The sequence below is a fragment of the Nostoc sp. DedQUE12b genome (genome assembly GCF_034530835.1).
GTDB lineage: Bacteria > Cyanobacteriota > Cyanobacteriia > Cyanobacteriales > Nostocaceae > Nostoc.
Genome location: NZ_JAVRCI010000070.1, coordinates 1 through 17,403 on the forward strand (window position 1 = coordinate 1; position 17,403 = coordinate 17,403).

The 17,403-nt window shown below is 42.3% G+C and carries 18 protein-coding genes and 1 tRNA gene; 10 read left to right on the forward strand and 9 right to left on the reverse strand.

Annotation, left to right across the window (positions count from 1 at the left end; translation table 11 throughout):
• Positions 1 to 50 precede the first annotated feature (50 nt).
• Together RMY16_RS25625 and RMY16_RS25630 are read right to left on the reverse strand one after the other, a co-directional pair.
• Positions 51 to 2,483 carry a hypothetical protein gene (locus RMY16_RS25625; RefSeq protein ID WP_416211706.1) on the reverse strand — a complete coding sequence of 811 codons (2,433 nt, stop codon included), beginning with the start codon at positions 2,481 to 2,483 and terminating at the stop codon, positions 51 to 53.
• Complete coding sequence (locus tag RMY16_RS25630; RefSeq protein ID WP_322738717.1) at positions 2,483 to 3,373, reverse strand: caspase family protein; 891 nt, start codon at positions 3,371 to 3,373, stop codon at positions 2,483 to 2,485. Before RMY16_RS25630 ends, RMY16_RS25625 begins: the two co-directional genes overlap by 1 nt.
• Before the next feature lie 147 nt (positions 3,374 to 3,520).
• Here RMY16_RS25630 and RMY16_RS25635 point away from each other — a divergent pair, with 147 nt between their 5' ends.
• Complete coding sequence (locus tag RMY16_RS25635) at positions 3,521 to 3,892, forward strand: CU044_2847 family protein (protein WP_322738718.1); 372 nt, start codon at positions 3,521 to 3,523, stop codon at positions 3,890 to 3,892.
• 44 nt (positions 3,893 to 3,936) lie between these two features.
• On the opposite strand, the gene RMY16_RS25640 is transcribed toward RMY16_RS25635, so the two are convergent.
• Positions 3,937 to 4,236 carry a hypothetical protein gene (locus tag RMY16_RS25640; protein WP_322738719.1) on the reverse strand — a complete coding sequence of 100 codons (300 nt, stop codon included), beginning with the start codon at positions 4,234 to 4,236 and terminating at the stop codon, positions 3,937 to 3,939.
• Positions 4,237 to 4,349: 113 nt separating this feature from the next.
• Positions 4,350 to 6,077 (reverse strand): S8 family serine peptidase, encoded by a 1,728-nt coding sequence (locus RMY16_RS25645; RefSeq protein ID WP_322738720.1) that lies wholly within the window; start codon positions 6,075 to 6,077, stop codon positions 4,350 to 4,352.
• 642 nt (positions 6,078 to 6,719) lie between these two features.
• On the opposite strand from RMY16_RS25645, the gene RMY16_RS25650 reads away from it, so the two are divergent.
• Positions 6,720 to 8,192, forward strand: coding sequence for a glycoside hydrolase family 13 protein (locus tag RMY16_RS25650; RefSeq protein ID WP_322738721.1), 1,473 nt, complete (start codon positions 6,720 to 6,722; stop codon positions 8,190 to 8,192).
• Positions 8,193 to 8,276: 84 nt separating this feature from the next.
• Here RMY16_RS25650 and RMY16_RS25655 read toward each other — a convergent pair whose 3' ends face one another.
• Positions 8,277 to 8,696: a fasciclin domain-containing protein gene (locus RMY16_RS25655; RefSeq protein ID WP_322738722.1), complete on the reverse strand. Its 420-nt coding sequence runs from the start codon at positions 8,694 to 8,696 to the stop codon at positions 8,277 to 8,279.
• A gap of 150 nt (positions 8,697 to 8,846) precedes the next feature.
• Here RMY16_RS25655 and RMY16_RS25660 point away from each other — a divergent pair, with 150 nt between their 5' ends.
• From RMY16_RS25660 to RMY16_RS25680, 5 genes are all read left to right on the forward strand, one after another.
• On the forward strand, positions 8,847 to 9,083 hold the full coding sequence (locus RMY16_RS25660; protein WP_094351515.1) for a DNA-directed RNA polymerase subunit omega: 237 nt from the start codon (positions 8,847 to 8,849) through the stop codon (positions 9,081 to 9,083).
• Between the two features lie 184 nt (positions 9,084 to 9,267).
• Positions 9,268 to 9,813: a hypothetical protein gene (locus RMY16_RS25665; RefSeq protein WP_322738749.1), complete on the forward strand. Its 546-nt coding sequence runs from the start codon at positions 9,268 to 9,270 to the stop codon at positions 9,811 to 9,813.
• 63 nt (positions 9,814 to 9,876) lie between these two features.
• Positions 9,877 to 10,242 (forward strand): DUF1818 family protein, encoded by a 366-nt coding sequence (locus tag RMY16_RS25670; protein WP_322738723.1) that lies wholly within the window; start codon positions 9,877 to 9,879, stop codon positions 10,240 to 10,242.
• Between the two features lie 50 nt (positions 10,243 to 10,292).
• A tRNA-Pro gene (locus RMY16_RS25675) sits at positions 10,293 to 10,366 on the forward strand.
• A 474-nt stretch (positions 10,367 to 10,840) separates the two neighbouring features.
• Complete coding sequence (locus RMY16_RS25680; protein ID WP_322667436.1) at positions 10,841 to 11,191, forward strand: histidine triad nucleotide-binding protein; 351 nt, start codon at positions 10,841 to 10,843, stop codon at positions 11,189 to 11,191.
• Between the two features lie 117 nt (positions 11,192 to 11,308).
• Here the strand turns inward: RMY16_RS25680 and RMY16_RS25685 are convergent, their stop codons facing one another.
• Positions 11,309 to 11,989 (reverse strand): RibD family protein, encoded by a 681-nt coding sequence (locus RMY16_RS25685; RefSeq protein WP_322667435.1) that lies wholly within the window; start codon positions 11,987 to 11,989, stop codon positions 11,309 to 11,311.
• A gap of 177 nt (positions 11,990 to 12,166) precedes the next feature.
• On the opposite strand from RMY16_RS25685, the gene RMY16_RS25690 reads away from it, so the two are divergent.
• On the forward strand, positions 12,167 to 13,573 hold the full coding sequence (locus RMY16_RS25690; RefSeq protein WP_322738724.1) for a DUF2252 domain-containing protein: 1,407 nt from the start codon (positions 12,167 to 12,169) through the stop codon (positions 13,571 to 13,573).
• A 104-nt stretch (positions 13,574 to 13,677) separates the two neighbouring features.
• Here RMY16_RS25690 and RMY16_RS25695 read toward each other — a convergent pair whose 3' ends face one another.
• The 3 genes from RMY16_RS25695 to RMY16_RS25705 all read right to left on the reverse strand — a co-directional run bounded on the left by RMY16_RS25695 (position 13,678) and on the right by RMY16_RS25705 (position 15,515).
• Positions 13,678 to 14,556 (reverse strand): IS982 family transposase, encoded by an 879-nt coding sequence (locus RMY16_RS25695; RefSeq protein ID WP_322738725.1) that lies wholly within the window; start codon positions 14,554 to 14,556, stop codon positions 13,678 to 13,680.
• 208 nt (positions 14,557 to 14,764) lie between these two features.
• Complete coding sequence (locus RMY16_RS25700) at positions 14,765 to 15,346, reverse strand: aspartate/glutamate racemase family protein (protein ID WP_322738726.1); 582 nt, start codon at positions 15,344 to 15,346, stop codon at positions 14,765 to 14,767.
• The gene (locus RMY16_RS25705; protein ID WP_322738727.1) at positions 15,339 to 15,515 is read right to left on the reverse strand and encodes a hypothetical protein; all 177 of its coding nucleotides are present in this window, start codon (positions 15,513 to 15,515) and stop codon (positions 15,339 to 15,341) included. Before RMY16_RS25705 ends, RMY16_RS25700 begins: the two co-directional genes overlap by 8 nt.
• 273 nt (positions 15,516 to 15,788) lie before the next feature.
• On the opposite strand from RMY16_RS25705, the gene RMY16_RS25710 reads away from it, so the two are divergent.
• Positions 15,789 to 16,460: a glutathione S-transferase family protein gene (locus RMY16_RS25710; protein ID WP_322738728.1), complete on the forward strand. Its 672-nt coding sequence runs from the start codon at positions 15,789 to 15,791 to the stop codon at positions 16,458 to 16,460.
• A 48-nt stretch (positions 16,461 to 16,508) separates the two neighbouring features.
• Complete coding sequence (locus tag RMY16_RS25715; protein WP_322738729.1) at positions 16,509 to 17,381, forward strand: CmcJ/NvfI family oxidoreductase; 873 nt, start codon at positions 16,509 to 16,511, stop codon at positions 17,379 to 17,381.
• Positions 17,382 to 17,403: the final 22 nt, after the last annotated feature.

The following is a 17,403-nucleotide window of genomic DNA, read 5'->3' on the forward strand; positions in this document are numbered from 1 at the left end:
GATATTCCGCCTCAGATGTCACATTTGTCAATACCTCTTGACCTGAATCCTTACAAGCTCACATTATTGACTGCATTCTTATGGCCAGTGAAGGTGTGTAGCAATTTCCCATCTGCTACCCGCCAAAGTTTTACAGTTGTGTCTTTACTTGCTGAAGCGATCATTTTACCATTGGGGCTGAATCTGACTTTGTTAACATAATTCTTATGGTCAGTGAAGGTGTGTAGCAATTTCCCATCTGCTACCCGCCAAAGTTTTACAGTTGTGTCTTTACTTGCTGAAGCGATCATTTTACCATTGGGGCTAAAGCTCACACCATTAACAGCATCAAGATGTCCCTTCAATGTCTGTAAAAGTCTCCCATCTACTACTTGCCAAAGTTGTACAGTTTTATCTTCACTTGCCGAGGCAATTATTTTACTATCCGGGCTAAAAGTTACTTCCCAAACGACATTATTATGCTTGGAGAAAGTGTATAAAATCCTTCCATCTGCTACCTGCCAAAGTTTTACAGTTTTATCCCAATTGGCAGAGGCAATCATTTTACTATCTGGGCTAAAAGTTACTTGCACAATATAGTTATTAGGGCTGAGTATTTGCGGCTTAAGTTCGCGTTTGGATTTGCTGTTGATATTCCAAAGCCTGATCATTCCATTATTATCGGCAGAAGAAGAGGTAATCACTGGGTCTTTGAGACTAAAACTGATACTTTCAATGTCCTTTTTATTTGGATCTTTCAAATCTTCTAGAAATTTACCGTTTTTGTTCCAAAGCTTTATACTTGTATCAACACTTGCAGAAGCAATAATTTCACCATTAGGGCTAAAATTGACATCCATAACTTCCTGAGTATGTCCTTCTAAGCGATTACGTTCTTGTACCTTATCAATTACAGACGCTTTTAGTTTCTTTAGAAACACACCATCTTCTACACTCATTTTTCTAAATTCTTTCAGTACCTTGATGCTTGCTATCATTGCTTCAAGCTGATTGCTCGTTTCAAAAAGCCGTATAGGCTCAGAAATAAGAGCTTCAAGAGCTTTATTCTTGTTCTGGTCTGCCCTAATTCCAAATCCAATTGTAAAAATGGTCAGTAATGTTAGTCCACATGCTGAGGCAATCGCCAGCCTAGTTCGTTGTTTTTGATATTTAGCACTTGCCTCTGCCTCTTTTGCTCTTGCAGCTTCGGCTTTAGCCTTATCTTCTGCTGCTATAGCTTTTTCAATTTCAGCTATGGCTCTAGCTTCTGCTTCTTTTTGCCGAGACTCTGCTAGTTCTCTAAGTTGACGTTCCTGTTCTAATTGAGCTTGAATTTCTCTGTCTCGCTTCTCCAAACTATTATGCAAAAACTTTGATTCTAATGGCGTAAGTCTTGGCTGAGTCTTATTCACCCACTCAGAAATTACAGCCAACTTTGCACCCGACAACAATGCATCATCTGATTTATTAAATCTTTGTTGCCATTCCTGGCAATCTTTCTCTAAAGAGCGACTGAGACTAATATTCTCTAGATTTTCAGCAATCCAACTATTGAGTAATTTCCACTCAGATAAAAGCGCTTCATGAGCAACTTCAACTGTCTTTTCATCAGTAATAATTAAACGTTGTTGAGAACCTGCCAGTAATCCTACAACTCGTTGCAGTTGTTGTGGAGAATCTGAAATTGCATCTAATCTATCCCAGCTAGCACGCCGCCGCGTCACTTCTCCAGCTTCACCTAATTGCACCAATTCCATAAACAAGCGACGTGCAAAGGCTTGATCTATAGTTGTTAAGCTTTCATACAAAATTGTTGCTCGTTTGTCTAAAGCTCCTTTAACCCCGCCAATTTCCTTATAGCCTTCATGAGTTAAAAGTGGGTCTGGCAATTCAGGTTCTTCAATGCAAACTCGCCATAATTCCTTAAGCGCATATTGCAGTATAGGTAATACACCCGGACGGTTAACTACATCAGCGAAAATTTGTGAAACTAAACCATCCTCAAATGTTACGCCATGCAATTTTGCTGGTTTTTCAATTGCTTCTTCTAAATCAGCAAAAGACATTATTGGCACGATGAATGATGTCGGAGGGAAACTATTAATGAGAGTAATAATTTCTACATAGTCAGCGCATCTGTTTAAAAAATCACCGCGAATAGTCAAAATTATGCGTGTTCGTCTCTCAGTTGTATTGACTTCCTGTGCTACTAAGCGGATAAAAGCTTTGCGTTCTTCATCATCTTGGCAAAGGGTAAATACTTCTTCAAATTGATCGATAAATAATAGATGCGGTTTATTTTGCTGCTGTTGTCGAGTCAAAACATCAACAAGTTTACCTAAAGGATGTTCTCTTGGTGTAAAAGATGCGATCGCCCATTGACTGCTTCCAGGGAGGCGATCGCCTTTCAGTTGCGGTAACAAACCTGCTTTTACTAAGGAAGATTTGCCACTACCTGAATAACCAATTACAGCCAAAAATCGACTCTCTGCTAAACGCGAAATTAGGGTACGAACTGCTTCATCTCGTCCACAAAAATATTGCGCTTGTTCTGATTCAAAAGCATAAGTCCTCGATAGGGATTTTCCTGATTGAAAGCAACTTTTTCGCCTGTAGGAATATCTATTTGGGGATAAGTAACCAGAGTAATGGAACGTCCCCAACCCATGCGAATCGGCTCTTGTACGGAACCTTTAAGTTCGCTACTGATAAAATCAAACAAGCGATCGCCACTAATTCGCCTACTGCTCCCTACATTTTCTGCCGCCAATCCCTTAACAACTGCACCTGTGAAAATACTATATTCTTCACTCTTAATTACTCCGGCGCGTTCAAAGTCACGACACGCTGTAATTAAGTAATAATCTTTTTGCGAACTAAAAGCGTTAAGAGTTCTTTCTATTAACTGTCTTTCTAGAAAATAGCCGCTATGACAGCAATCGAGTAGCATTACCAAACTACTCAATTGCGAATCTCGAATTAAGTCGTTAAGGCTATCCAGGGGAATACCATATTTTTGTTCAACATTTTCATTGTCCTTAAATTCAATCTGACAATCGGAACTTGCCAAATATCCTTTTTGTTGTCCCAAATTATCGGAAATGGTAAAACCATGTCCGCTAAAATAAATTAGCGCTTCATTATTAGCAGCTTGCTCTAGTAAAAAATTTCTCAAATCTTGGCCAAGTTGAGCGCCAGTAACTTTTGACGCTGCCATTTCATAGCCGTTTTTTTCTTGATTCCAACGCTGTGGTAGTCTTTGCACAGACTGGAAATCACCATATTGCTCTAGGAGTTGCGCGATCGCTTCAGCATCATTTGTAGTCTTCGACAAACGCGATAATGATGGGCTGAGATACTCGGCGATGCCAATAACAAGCGCGTATCGTGCCATTTAACACACCTTGGGTTGGTAAATGCGGGATAATCTTAACAGACACAATCGATGGCTGTGTTACTGGAAACAACACCATCTATTATTGTTCTGCAAGCAAGCTGAAATTTATTCGGATACGTTACAAAACTTTAACCAAGGTAGCTTATGTCAGAAGTACAGCAACTCTTTTTCCAAGCAGACGAGGAGATTGAGCAGATTGAGATCAACGTCACAGCCATCGAAACAAGTACGGAAATTGAGGAGGATGACGATGGCATAGAATACAAGGATGTGCGAACAGATGCGATCGCTCGGATGCAACAAGCTCGTCAAATGATTCGCTCTTATACCATGTATGCTCTTAGTGCTTTTAAAGACTTCAATGCTGCGGATATTGAGGAGGTAAGTCTTAAATTTGGCATTAAGTTGGGTGGTAAAGCAGGTATTCCTTACATTACCGAAGGCTCTGCTGAAAGTAATCTGGAAATTCAAGTAAAGTGTAAGTTTCCAGAAAAACCAAAACCTGATTCACACTAACAGCAACCAACTATTTACACAGTGCAAAAGGTAGCCAATGCCCATTAAACGCTCAACTTCGGTGTATTTATTCTCCTATTAACCAAACGCAATTGCTGCGATCGCTTCAAATATTTCACCCAAGGTTGCTCTGATAACTGGGAAATAGCATTTGGTGAAAGTGTTGCTGTGAAAATATCTTTGCCACTATTAACACCACTGACACCAAAGCTTTCTAAAACAGCAGTTGCAGCAGAGTTTAAAATTGGTTCGGTATGGATAAAAACTGCCAAACTAGTTTCCTCAGAATCTTGAATATCATTTAGGGCTGTAGCAAGAGCGGCATCTAGTTTCTGATAATTCATCAGCAACTCCTTGGTAAATAGGGTAGGCAAAAATGTCTACCCTAACCTATCAAATTTATCGGTTGTTGTTACCTATCCTTGTACAGAAATAATATCCACCTTTCTCAGTCTAATTACAGATTAGCTGCATTAATCACTCCATAACCCCATTTGTCATCAAATGTGCCTGCGGGTTTGCCAGGAATTGCACTATTTTTACGTAGTAAGTCTTTCACAGCAGCCGGATCGAGTTTAGGATCTCGCTGCAACAGTAGTGCTACTAACCCACTTACGAACGGTGTCGCCATACTCGTACCAGCCTGAACCACAAACTTGGAATTAATCATCGATGAGCGGTCAAAATTAGCATCGGCGGAAAGCGTGGAAATAATCATCGCTCCTGGTGCTGCTACATCGGGCTTCTTCCCATCAGTGCGTAGAGGCCCTTCACTACTAAATTCCGAAATAGTATGCAATTCTAAGCCCATTTCTCGCACTTGGCCATCAATATCTGTGTACTTGGTTTTAGTAGTATAGGCGGCAACTGTAATTGCACTGCTGGCGGCTCCTGGCGAACCAATTTTTAACGCATCCTTGACACTTTTACCTGTAAAAAACACTGATGAACTATCATCTAGTGTCCACACATTTAAACATGTGTCAGTTGAAGAAGTGTTGCGGACTCGCAGCTGCCAAATACCTCCCATAACTTGCGACGGGCCAATACCGCGTATTTGCACAAAGAAATTATGGTCGCCGTTGGCTTGGTCTGGTGCTGGTGTCGCTAATTGCACCCGTGCATCTGGTAACTGGTAATCTTGGGCGGGATTACCGTCAGTAATGATTTTTTGAAAGGGGGTGACAAAACCGTTAGGACTCCGCACAGATACTTCCAATTCGCTGTCTTTGGCATACCAAGCATTTAACCAAACTATGCCTACTTGATTCAAAGGGACATTAAAGCGCATACCACGAGTGCGTCCACTGGGTATGGTCGCTTGTCCATGAATGTTATCGTTTCCTTCGTTACCCGCAGCACAGCAAACAATTTTTCCAGGGCCAGTTTCGGCATCAATAACTTTGGATAAGGAATCGCTACCATCATGGGCATCAGCGTGTCCGCCCAAGCTGAGATTTACCACTGCTGGGCGTCCCAACTCTCTAGCAACTCGGAAAATATAACGCACACCATCTGCAATGTGGGCATCCTGTAAATCTGACCTAACGACAACTAATTCTGCTTCTGGTGCGACACCGCCATAACTAGCATCAGCACCAGCGGCAATGCCAGCGACGTGGGTACCATGACCGCCAGTATCCTGAGAAACTGTCAGTTGCGCTCCGCTAAATTCAGCCCCATAGCTGCCCTCTGTGACTCCTGGCCCTGGCAATGTTTGATCCCAAATGTGTAAAATTCGTCCAGCAAAGGCGGGGTGTTTCGGATCGATGCCACTGTCTATAATGCCGATAATTACTCCTTTTCCAGTCAGTCCGGTTTGATTCTTAAATTCCGGCAATTTGACTGTTCCCATTGCAGTGTCCATCCTCAAATGAAGTTTGCGTGATGGCTTAATCCGCTGAATCACATCTTCTTCTGATAAGATATCTAAACTCTCTATGGGTAAGAAAGCTGTCCGCACACTCCCAGAGTTTTGATTGACTTCAATATTATATTGTGATAAATAACTTAAGTCTGCATCAGGGTCGCAGTAGATAAAAACAACGCTCTTGGTGGGCTTGACCGGGCTTTTGTGGGCAATGATGCCAAGCGATCGCTTATGTGTAACTAAAGCTTGATCTCCTTCATTTTGATAGTCTCGATATGCCAAAAGTAGTCCAGGAGAAAGTTTTTCGTGTCTCATTTTTACCTTAAATTAAATTGAGTTGCTGTCAATAAAGTAGTGATTCTAGCAGGATAAGTCGCTCTAGCATTAACGCAGGCTATGTAGTTGTTTAGGTTCGATTATTTGATGCGACTATAGTTATCTATTTATTTTATAGATAACATCAAATAAGCTTAGGAGGTGGGAGTTATTCCTAAAACAATTGCTAATTCATAACTCATATTCCGGAATTACGTATCCTTCATAGTGATTTTCTGTGGTTCATAAGACATCTTTGATCGGTTGCATCTAAGAATTACCTAAGATTGGAGTAATAGGTAATTTTTATGAACCTATTAAACTAATCCATTGTCTGCTTAAATCATTACGGACAAAGTGAGGAAAATAAAATTAAGAATAATTAAGTAATAAATAAATTTCTTAAAGAATAATTCAGGAATCAGAATGCAATCAGTGACTAGTCTATCTAGCTGAACTGTTAAAAACTAAAACAAATTGTAGTCAAAATAGTTAAGACTGATAACATTTGCGTATAAAACAGGATGAAAAAGGCTAAATCACTAATGAATACTGAGAAATAACAGATTCTCTATCATAAGTAAGAGCCATAAAGAAGCTAATATTTGCAACGATCGCTTCTAAACATACAAAAAGTTATTCATGCAAATTCAAACACCAGACTGGGTGAAGCACGCTGTTTTCTACCAAATTTTCCCAGATCGTTTTGCCAGAAGCAAACAGCCGCGCAAACGGTTATTGCAAGAAGCCCGTTGGGAAGATTGGGACTCTATGCCAACACTCCAAGGCTATAAAGGCGGCGATTTATGGGGCATTATGGAGGATTTAGATTACATCCAGAATTTGGGGATTAACGCGATTTATTTCACACCCATTTTTCAATCCGCCAGTAATCATCGCTATCATACCCACGATTATTATCAAGTTGACCCGATGTTAGGGGGCAACGAAGCTTTTCAGGAATTGCTCGATGCAGCCCATCAACGGAATATCAAAGTTGTTCTGGATGGAGTGTTTAACCATTCCAGCCGGGGCTTTTTCTTTTTCCACGACGTTTTAGAAAATGGCCCCCATTCTCCTTGGGTAAATTGGTTCAAAATAGAAGGCTGGCCGCTTTCAGCTTACAATGGCGAGTTTCCTGCCAACTACGTGGGGTGGGCGGGAAATCGGGCCTTGCCAGAATTTAACCACGACAATCCAGAAGTACGAGAATACATTATGGAAATTGCCGAATATTGGATTAAATTCGGCATTGACGGTTGGCGATTGGATGTACCATTTGAAATCAAGACTCCTGGTTTTTGGCAAGAATTTCGCGATCGCGTCAAAGCCATCAATCCCGAAGCTTATATTGTGGGCGAAGTCTGGGGAGATTCCCGCCAGTGGTTGGATGGGACGCAATTTGACGGCGTGATGAATTATCTATTTGCTGGGCCGACAATTGCCTTTGCAGCAGGCGATCGCGTAGTCTTAGAACAAGTCCAAAGCCGCGACTATCAACCTTATCCACCCTTATTTGCTGCCGAGTACGCCACCAAAATCCAAGAAGTACTGCAACTTTACCCTTGGGAAATTCAGCTAACCCAACTCAATTTGCTTGCAAGTCACGATACAGCCCGATTGATGACCATTGCAGGCGGCGATATAGCCAGTATAGAATTGTCAACTCTACTGCTGCTCACCTTTCCCGGTGCTGCCAGCATATACTATGGTGACGAAGTTGGCTTACCTGGAGGAATAGACCCAGACTCACGTCGTGGTTTTCCTCTAGAGAGTAACTGGAATCAAGAAATTTTCAATACTCACCGCCAGTTAATTGCCCTCCGCCACACTTACCCAGCCTTGCGTACAGGTGATTACCAAGTTCTCTTTGCTCAAGGGCAACTTTATATCTTTGCGCGAACTTTGGGGACAGAAGAATTAATAATTGCCATCAACGCTGGTACAAGTTCGGCAACAGCAAATGCAGATGTCCCCACTTTGCGTACTCAACCCAACAAGCTTTTATATGGCACTGCTGAAGTTGAGTGGAATGCTGAAGGAGAAACTCAGCAGTTGTCATTGACTATTCCTGCACGCAGTGGCTGCATTCTGGGAGTGGGGAGTAGGGAGTAGTGGAGAATCAGGGGGATAAGGGGCAGGGGAGAACTTGCAGTAAGCTTTTCCCCTCTGCCCCTCTGCACCTTTGCACCTCTGCCCTTACTTCCCCGCCACCATTGCAGGCATCAATACTGCATCAATAACGTGGATGACGCCATTGTCTGCCAGAATATCTGTTTTCAGGACATTGGCGTTATTTACCTTAAATTTACCGCCGACAGATTCAATGGCGACAATTGACCCTTCAAGCGTCTCTGCCTCGTTAATCTGTACCAAATCATCAGACCTAACATCCCCACTAGCGATATGATACGCCACAATTTTCTGGAGCTTAGGGATATCTTGTAGTAGCGAGTCTAAAGTTCCCTCTGGCAGATTGGCAAAAGCTTCGTCAGTTGGTGCAAAGAGCGTGAAAGAACCAGGGCTTTTCAAAGTTTCTATGAAATTTACAGCTTTAGCAGCCTCTATTAGGGTATTGAAATTACCCGCTGCGATCGCAGTTTCCACAAGGTCAGCCATGAGGGTGCGTGATTTAATACTACAAGTTACTTATAAAGTGACTAAAATATCTTAGCCTCTATCAATAGAGAGGTTGCTGGCGATTTAACAGACGGCAGCAGACTGATTTAGTACTGTTACACTGGAGAATGACCCCAAGAACCACTGATTATGCTAAAGCGCTCTAAGTTCGAGACAACTCAATCTCAGATCATGCACCGTGCTGAGGATCTGATTAGTGCAGCCTCAAATCGATACCGCATTACGGTTCAGGTAGCAAATCGTGCTAAACGTCGTCGTTACGAAGACTTTGAAAGTAACGAAGATGCGATGATGAAGCCAGTGCTAAGGGCAATTATCGAAATGTCCGATGAATTGACTCAACCAGAAATTATCGGCGAACTATAAGATTTAGTGCTGAGTGCTGAGTGCTGAATTCTGAATCAGGCAAATTCATATTTTCACTCAGCAACGCCCAAAATATTGTTCTATGAAAAAGAAAAAATTTCTGTTTAAATCAATTTTCTCAAAACTCGCAACTAAGCACTGGCTCAAACTGAACTATCCCCTAACACCACTACTCCTTACCTTAATGGTAATCGGTGTAATTGTTTTGGGTTCAGGGGCGGATAAATCAATACATAGAAATTTATTTAGTATCCAACCTGCTTCTGCCCAGAGAATCACGCCTACCGATGTTTGGCAGCTAGTGTATCAGCAATTGCCAGATTTCCCACGGGAGAATAAGTATATCAGTAAAGAAGATAGGAAAGTTGCCGAAAGCAACACCTTAGCAAATCGTCTAATTAGATATCACATTTATACCAAAGGGCGTGCCCCAATTTATCGCTTAGATTGGAAGCTGACTTTAGCTGATTACCTGGGTGCGAACGAAATTATGTATGATACTACCTATCCAGGAAATGATGCACTACAGAAAAATCCGATAGAAGGCGATCGCAAAGCTATCAAGAGTCTTACCCGCAGCCAGCGAGATGCCCTAGTACAAGTCTTAGTCAATATATTTAATCCTACTTCCCAAAACACCGTACCCCCTAACTCCAACACCACACCCAGTCCAACTACATCAACTACCCCACAGCCACCACAACCAGGAGGTGCTGAACTACTTAAGTAATAGAAGAGTTATAAGTTGTAAATTAATAACTCCTAACTCCTAACTCCTCACTCCTCACTTTTTATGGAACGCGTTGTCAAAACCGGATCGGGTTGGCGTATTGGCTGGAACCCCGATACATCTGAGTTTAAAGGTTTAGTCGGTACAGATGATTGGGCAATTGAGTTAACCGAAGCCGAGTTAAATGATTTTTGTCGACTACTAGCACAGCTAGCAGACACCATGAAGCAACTCGCAACTGAATTGATGGAAGAGGAAAAAATTACTTGTGAAGCCGAAAGCGATTTATTATGGATGGAAGTGGAAGGCTATCCTGATGATTACAGTCTGCGCTTCATCTTGAATACAGGGCGATGTGTAGAAGGTAAATGGAATGCTTCTGCTGTTCCAGATTTACTGCAAGCTAGTGGGATGTTTAAGGTTTTTTAAAATTGCCTCTTGATTATCCTACAGTTTTGCTATATGATAGGAATTCTGACCGGGGCGTAGCGCAGCTTGGTAGCGCGCCACTTTGGGGTAGTGGAGGTCGTGGGTTCGAATCCCGCCGCTCCGATTGATGATAAGCCATACCTGCTAGTCTTTTTAAAAGATTAGCAGGTTTTTTCATAACTTTTACCTGAAAAAACCTAACCGAACAGTAAATAGGGGTATACCCAATACTTTTCGGGTTTTGGGGGAAAGGGGAAAGGGAAAAGGTTTGAATTTACCTTTACCCGCAAACCCATTAACCTTTCCCCTAGTAGTTCGCTTTCGTGACTTGGCGGGGTAAAGGGGAAGGTGGGGCCCCCTCTGGGGATAAGGGGCAGGGGGAATGGGTAAAGGGTTTAAATCCCTTACCCTTTTCCCTTTCCCCTTTTCCCAGTCCTCACTTAGCATTTTTGGGTTGGCAGACTACTAGACCAAAAAAGAGATTGTTGGGTTTATCCGAAAAGTATTGGGGGTATACCCGCACAATCAAATTTTTTCAGTGATAAGTAATTAGGCGGACTTAATATAAAATCTCTAGCAGATTAGTAGGTAGATTGGCATGAGTGAAAGTACAGAAACGATTTTCAGCAAAATCATTCGTCGGGAAATTCCCGCTGATATTGTTTACGAGGATAATTTAGCCCTAGCATTCAAAGACATCCATCCCCAAGCACCCGTTCACATCCTCGTCATTCCCAAAAAACCCATTGCGACACTAGCTGAGGCTGAATCTGAGGATCATGCTGTGTTGGGGCATCTTTTGTTAACTGCTAAACGTGTTGCAGAAGAAGCTGGATTAAAAAATGGTTATCGAGTTGTCATCAATGCTGGTGATGACGGCGGTCAAACAGTCCATCACTTACATTTGCATATTTTGGGAGGACGGCAGTTGGATTGGCCTCCTGGTTGATTAGAGGCAGGGGGTAGGGTAAAAGGTATAAACTGAGTAGAATTGTGGGCAAAAGCACCCCTGCTCCCCTGCTTTTTAATATCAATGATCGGAGTGCTGAATTCTGGCAGCGCGTTTTCACTTGACTGTGCGGTAGTGTAAAAACAACTCACTTCCAACCTGACGAGTTTCTATGAGTTCTAGATGAGGAGCAGCATTGGGAAGAAAACCCTCTCCCTCCACTGGGCTAGGGGCGTGCTTTCCCCCAAAAATGATCGGCCAAATAGTCAACCACCAATCGTCAATTCGCCCTGCCTTAACTAGAGCAGCTGTTAAAGAACCACCTCCCAAAGCAACGACTTTGTGAATACCCCGCTCTGCCATCAAGGTGTAGGCCCGATCCCAGTCCAGGTCTGTATCTCCCAAATCAATTAATTCAGCCAGTTTTTGCAAGGTTGTTGTATCAGAACTGCTCTCTAAAGCAGTCCGTGTGGTAAATATCCATCGCTCAATGTCTTGACTCAAAAAAGGCAAGTCCGGCGATAAGTTAAGGGAACCTGAAACAACACAAGTAATCGGCTGAGGAGACTGGCCGCGAACCTCACGTGCTGCCAACAGTTCGCGATCGCGAATTGTAAAGGTTCCACCCTCAGCCCGAATTGTCCCTGCTCCTACCAGCAATAGATCGGCAAGGGAGGCTTGATATTCCAAGTGTGCTTGATCGACTACATCGGGTTCACGGGGCGCTTTCGGATCTACGGCACTAATTTTTCCATCGGCCGTCATGGCAAGAACTACAGTTGTTTGGATAGCTGACATGATTATGTTGTAACGATTCTTTATAATTTTACCTTTTTGAATCCCCTCAATACTTGAGAATGAATAGTTGTTGCGTTGTGCCTTAAATCGCTTTGTGAACTATGGCTGAAGGTGCTAAAAAACTGTTGTTGAATGATCCTCTCTACACAAGAGTTTTTTTACGCCTAAGAAACTATCATGCCTAAACACATATCTGCAATCGTCGTATTTGTCTTAACTTTAATTTTGGGGTTTGCATCTCCAGTTCAAGCTGCAACTCCCCGTTCAACTTGGGTAGTGAATGAAATTTACCAATATAATCATCCTTTTGCTTCTCAATTGCCTCAAGAACTGGCAACGAAGATGCAAAAGATGACAGCTAAAGATAGCCCTTTCACCTTTTACCGGGGGACGGCTCACATTTTTTATCGTGATATGCAGACCTTACCAAGTTCAGAATTTGTAAACTCTTCAACCTCAGCCATCTGGTTAGAAGGAGATATGCATCTGCAAAATCTTGGAGCGATCAGAGATAGCAAAGACAACAACGTTTTTGACACCACCGACTTTGATGAAGGCTATCTTGGCCCTTACGTTTGGGACTTGCGACGGATGGTAGTCTCCATTTTGTTGGTAGCTAAAGAGAATGGTCTTAATTCAACTGATGCTGAGGATGTTGTGCGAAATTTCTTGGATGCTTACTTCAATAAGATGAACGACTTTAAGGGAAGCAATGATGAACTGTCGTACCGTTTAGAACCCAGCAATACGAACGGTGTGGTCAAAGATTTAATTCAAAAGGCATCAGAGAAGAGCCGTTCTAAGTTTTTAAAACAGTACACGGTGCTAAATAACAGTAACAATCGCGTCTTCAAGACAGCCTCAAATCTCCAGCCTGTATCTAGCAGCACCTATTCTGACATTGCTGGGGCTATGAGCAGCTACATCACCTCAATTCCTATCAGTAAGCGCTACAACGACAGTTACTATACCCTCAAGAACATTCGGCTTAAATTAGGTTCAGGTGTTGGTAGTCTTGGGAAGTACCGATATTACTTGCTGATTGAGGGGCCAAGTTCAGCAACCGACGACGATCGCATTTTAGAGATGAAGCAGGAAGGCAGTAGCGCAGTTGCGATGGCGTTCCGCCCGCCGGAGGCGATCGCAGTTCCAGGTTTGCTACCGAGTTCAGTTTATGGAAACCAAGAAGGGGCAAGGGTGACAATCACTACGAAAGCGATGTTATCCAATCTCGATCCCTTAGTTGGCTATACTACTGTTAGTGACATCTCCTTTATGGTGCGTGAAAAATCACCTTACCAAGTGGACTTTGACTATAAGTTGTTAACCAGCAAGTCAAAATTCATGGATGCGATGGGATACGCAGGGAAAGTGGTTGCCAAAAACCATGCAATATCCGATCGAGACTACGATGCTGCGATTATTCCTGTCAGCGTTGACAAAGAAGTGACTGATATTGTGAGTGGTAATAAAGCTGTATTCAAAGACGAAATTTTTAACTTTGCAGTGGACTATGCAACTCAAGTCGAATATGACTACAGGAGTTTTGTAGATGCTTATAAACAAGGGGTGAAACTCTACTAGAACATTGATTCAGTATTCAGAGATTGTTTTAATCTACACCAACATCAAATAATTGCTCCAATGAATTCATTTTCTATGTACATCGTATTTAACCTGAGTTCGGGTTAAGCAGATTGAGGTAAAAGCCATTCCATCTGAAGGCTGGGTTTCTTAGGTTGATGGCAATAAGCGATTAATCCGCACAGAACGTTAACGCAAAAATTAACAGGACTACGGTGCCGTGAATGTTCGATTTGAGAAATATTCTTGAGTTGATCGTTAATAGTCTCAATAATCGAGCGTTTACGGGATAAGAGCTTGTCATGGAGATGCATCAAATGGTTTTTCATGTTGCGACGGGGTTTGGCAAAAAATTTAATGCCGAACTCTTGCAAAAGTTGAGAAGCCAGTTTTTGAGAGACATATCCGCGATCGCCAAATACTTTGCCAAACAGATCACTGAGGAAATCGGGAACTGGTTGACGGTCATCAATATTACCAGGAGTAAGAACCACATTTAAGAGTTGACCAAGTTCATTGACGACAAGATGAAGCTTAAACCCGAAAAACCAATCTACAGAAGTCTTTCCACGAGCGGCTAAATCTTCAAAAACCTTATGCCGATAAATCCGACGATTATGGCAGACCTTCAGACATGTTGAATCGATAAAACCGATACCCGTACACTGTCCAAAACAATGCTTCAGGTAAACGCATAAAGGTATCAAGGTTGATGGTATCCATTCAATGAATCGTTGATAACTCGGTAGCCCCGGAAAAGCACAACTCCATTGCTGTTTGACATGATTCAAATAAAAATGCTTGAAATTCCGGTAGTGATTTTGATGAAATGCAATCAGTATCGTCATTATTTCACTCAAACACAGACTTCTAGCCCGAATCCGTCTTATTCCTCCATGTACCAACAGCTTTTTGTGCCATTGGCTTTCAAACGCCTTACAAAAATCATCTACATGGCAGAACAAAAATTCTAAACTAAACATAGGACAGGTGCTGGATTTGACGTTATTTTCAGCTTACTACCTGTCCCTTTCCTTATCCCGAACTCAGGTTATTTAGCCTAGGTTTATCTTAAATGGTTCAAACAGATGTGCCATTAATATTGATTCCTTCTCTTGCTAGGTAAGACTCTCAGCATTTGGAACTAAGTTGTAAACACAGATTTGGTTTGAACTATAAAAACCTCTGTGACTAAATAGCAAACAGTTTTCCTCTCGGACAAAGTGCAGATTCAATAGAAGCACGCCTTGCTAAACTCCATATTGTGGCTTGATTTGCTGTAACTACAGGAATCTTTAAATCTGCTTCTAATTCCTCAATTACCTCAAATGTTCTCCATGCCGTACAGGGCAAGACAATAGCATCTGCATCTTTGTGAGATGCCTCTTTGATAAAAGTTGCGGCTTCATTGGGTAACTGATGCCAAAGGTAATTCTTTTTTGCTACTTCTTTTGACCGTTCATCACCTTTAAACGCCACTATTTCAAAAGGCGCTTTACTCAAAAACGTTTTTAGGGTTTGGTTATTCCATTCTGGATAAGGAGTGACTACAGAAATTTTCTTAATCTTTAGATATGCCAACGCTTCTAATAGAGCCAGAGCAGGCACAACAACAGGTACTCCTAACACCTGCGTCAAACGTTGCTCTAATTGTTCGGCAAAAATTCGCCCTCGGTAAAATGTTGCTGTTGTGAAGCCGTATGCTCCAAAATGTACCCTGGCTCTAGCTAATTTTTCTACTTCTTTAACAGCTTCTTCATTGATGTCATCCATTAGATTCATAGCTCTCAAATGCGTGTGAGCGTTGAGCAACCACACGATGGCTATGAATACTGACTTGACTGGAAAAAGCAGAGTGAAAGTCAGGCTCAAACGTGGTGTTACCTGCGGGTACTAGCAAGCCAAGACGGATTTGCCTATTAGAGCCAGCTTTCGAGTACATATAATACCTCTTTTTGACAAGCCTGATTATGTCTAGATATTTATTTAGTTACACCAATAATTAGGTATACATATTTTCAGGAAGACTGTACAATATACATACTACGTTAAATCGACCGACAAAGTGTAATATACCATCTAACTGACATAAATACCTGCCAGTCAATTATTTAACTGCACTAATCAACACATCTCGCCTTTGTCTTATTGCTTTAGTTTGAGTTGTGCAATCTCAAATAGTCTGCATCCACGATTATTACAAGGAAAAAATTTCATGAGTAACATACAACTGTACTTCGCCAAAGCCTCTACTTTCTCTCAACGGACTCGTGTAGTCTTACTAGAAAAAGGTATTGACTTCACCCCGATAGAAATTGACTTACAAAATAAACCAGATGGGTACACGCAGATTTCGCGCTATGGTAAAGTTCCGGCTATCAAACATGGGGATGTTGAAATTTACGAGTCCGCCATTATCAATGAATATCTAGATGAAGTTTTTCCAGAGCCACCTTTGTTACCCCGCGATCCCGCAGGTAAAGCGATCGCTCGGATTTGGATAGACTACGCCAATACTCGCCTTGTCCCGGCTTTTAACAAATTTTTACGTGGTAAAGATAGCCAAGAACAGGAACAAGGACGAAGAGAGTTCACAGAAGCACTTTTATATATTGAACAGGAAGGATTAGGCAAAGGTGATTACTTGTTAGGAGATCAGTTTAGCCTAGTTGATATCAGCTTCTATCCTTGGTTTGAACGTTTACCACTCTTAGAACACTTCCGCAAATTCACATTACCAGCAGAAACACCTCGTTTGCAGACATGGTGGAACAGCTTAAGCGATCGCTCCTCAATCCAAGCAGTAGCAAACCCTGTGGACTTCTATTTGCAAAGATTCGCCAAAGTTCTCGGTGAACCTGTTCCCGTTGGTGCATCTCAAAAATAAGACGTATGGATTCACAGAAATTAACCAAAATCCAAAATGGGATAACCTATGAGCTTAAATAACCAAGTTATAGACAGACCGATTTCCCTGGATCTGCCATCCGTAGAGGCCAACCTCAGTTACCTGATTCCAACGGCAGAAAAACCCGTTAACTATACTTATGAACCGCCAGCCGGGATTCCCCGCACGAATGCAACTTATCAGACGTACAAACTGCCAATTTACAATGCTCGTTCTATCTCAGAGAACATCTCGTTAGATCGAGAAGGATTCGCCTTTACTGGACATAATACTAATGTCCGCAACTTTTACGATGAAGACGAAGTACGCCGCGTCTACTATCCAGAAGCCGAGCAATTGTTAAAAGAGGTGACAGGCGGAACTAAGGTAGTCATATTCGATCACACCTTGCGTAACGCTGGTCAGTCAAAGCCAGGTGAGAATAATATTAAAGAACCCGCCAAACGCGTACACAACGACTTCACCGCCAAATCTGGCTATACTCGCGCCCGTTTGGAACTAGCAGCGCGAGGTATAGATGATGAGAATATTGAGACGTTACTAAAACAACGATTTGCCATCATCAATGTTTGGCGAGCGATCGCACAACCAATCCAAGAGTCACCCTTAGCACTGTGTGACGCGCAAAGTATCGCATCCACAGACCTTGTAGCTGGCGATCTTGTGTACCGCGATCGGGTTGGTGAGACATACGGAGTCACGTATAACTCCAAACATAAATGGTTCTACTTCCCGCAAATGCACAGAGACGAAGCACTATTTATCAAATGTTTTGACTCCGCAGAAGACGGATACGCCCGTTTTGCTGCCCATACAGCCTTTGAAGATCCCACCAGCCCAGCTAACGCTCCTCCACGAGAAAGCATCGAACTCCGAACATTGGTCTTTTACCCCGCATAAATCGCAAAAACTTGTCTCAAAC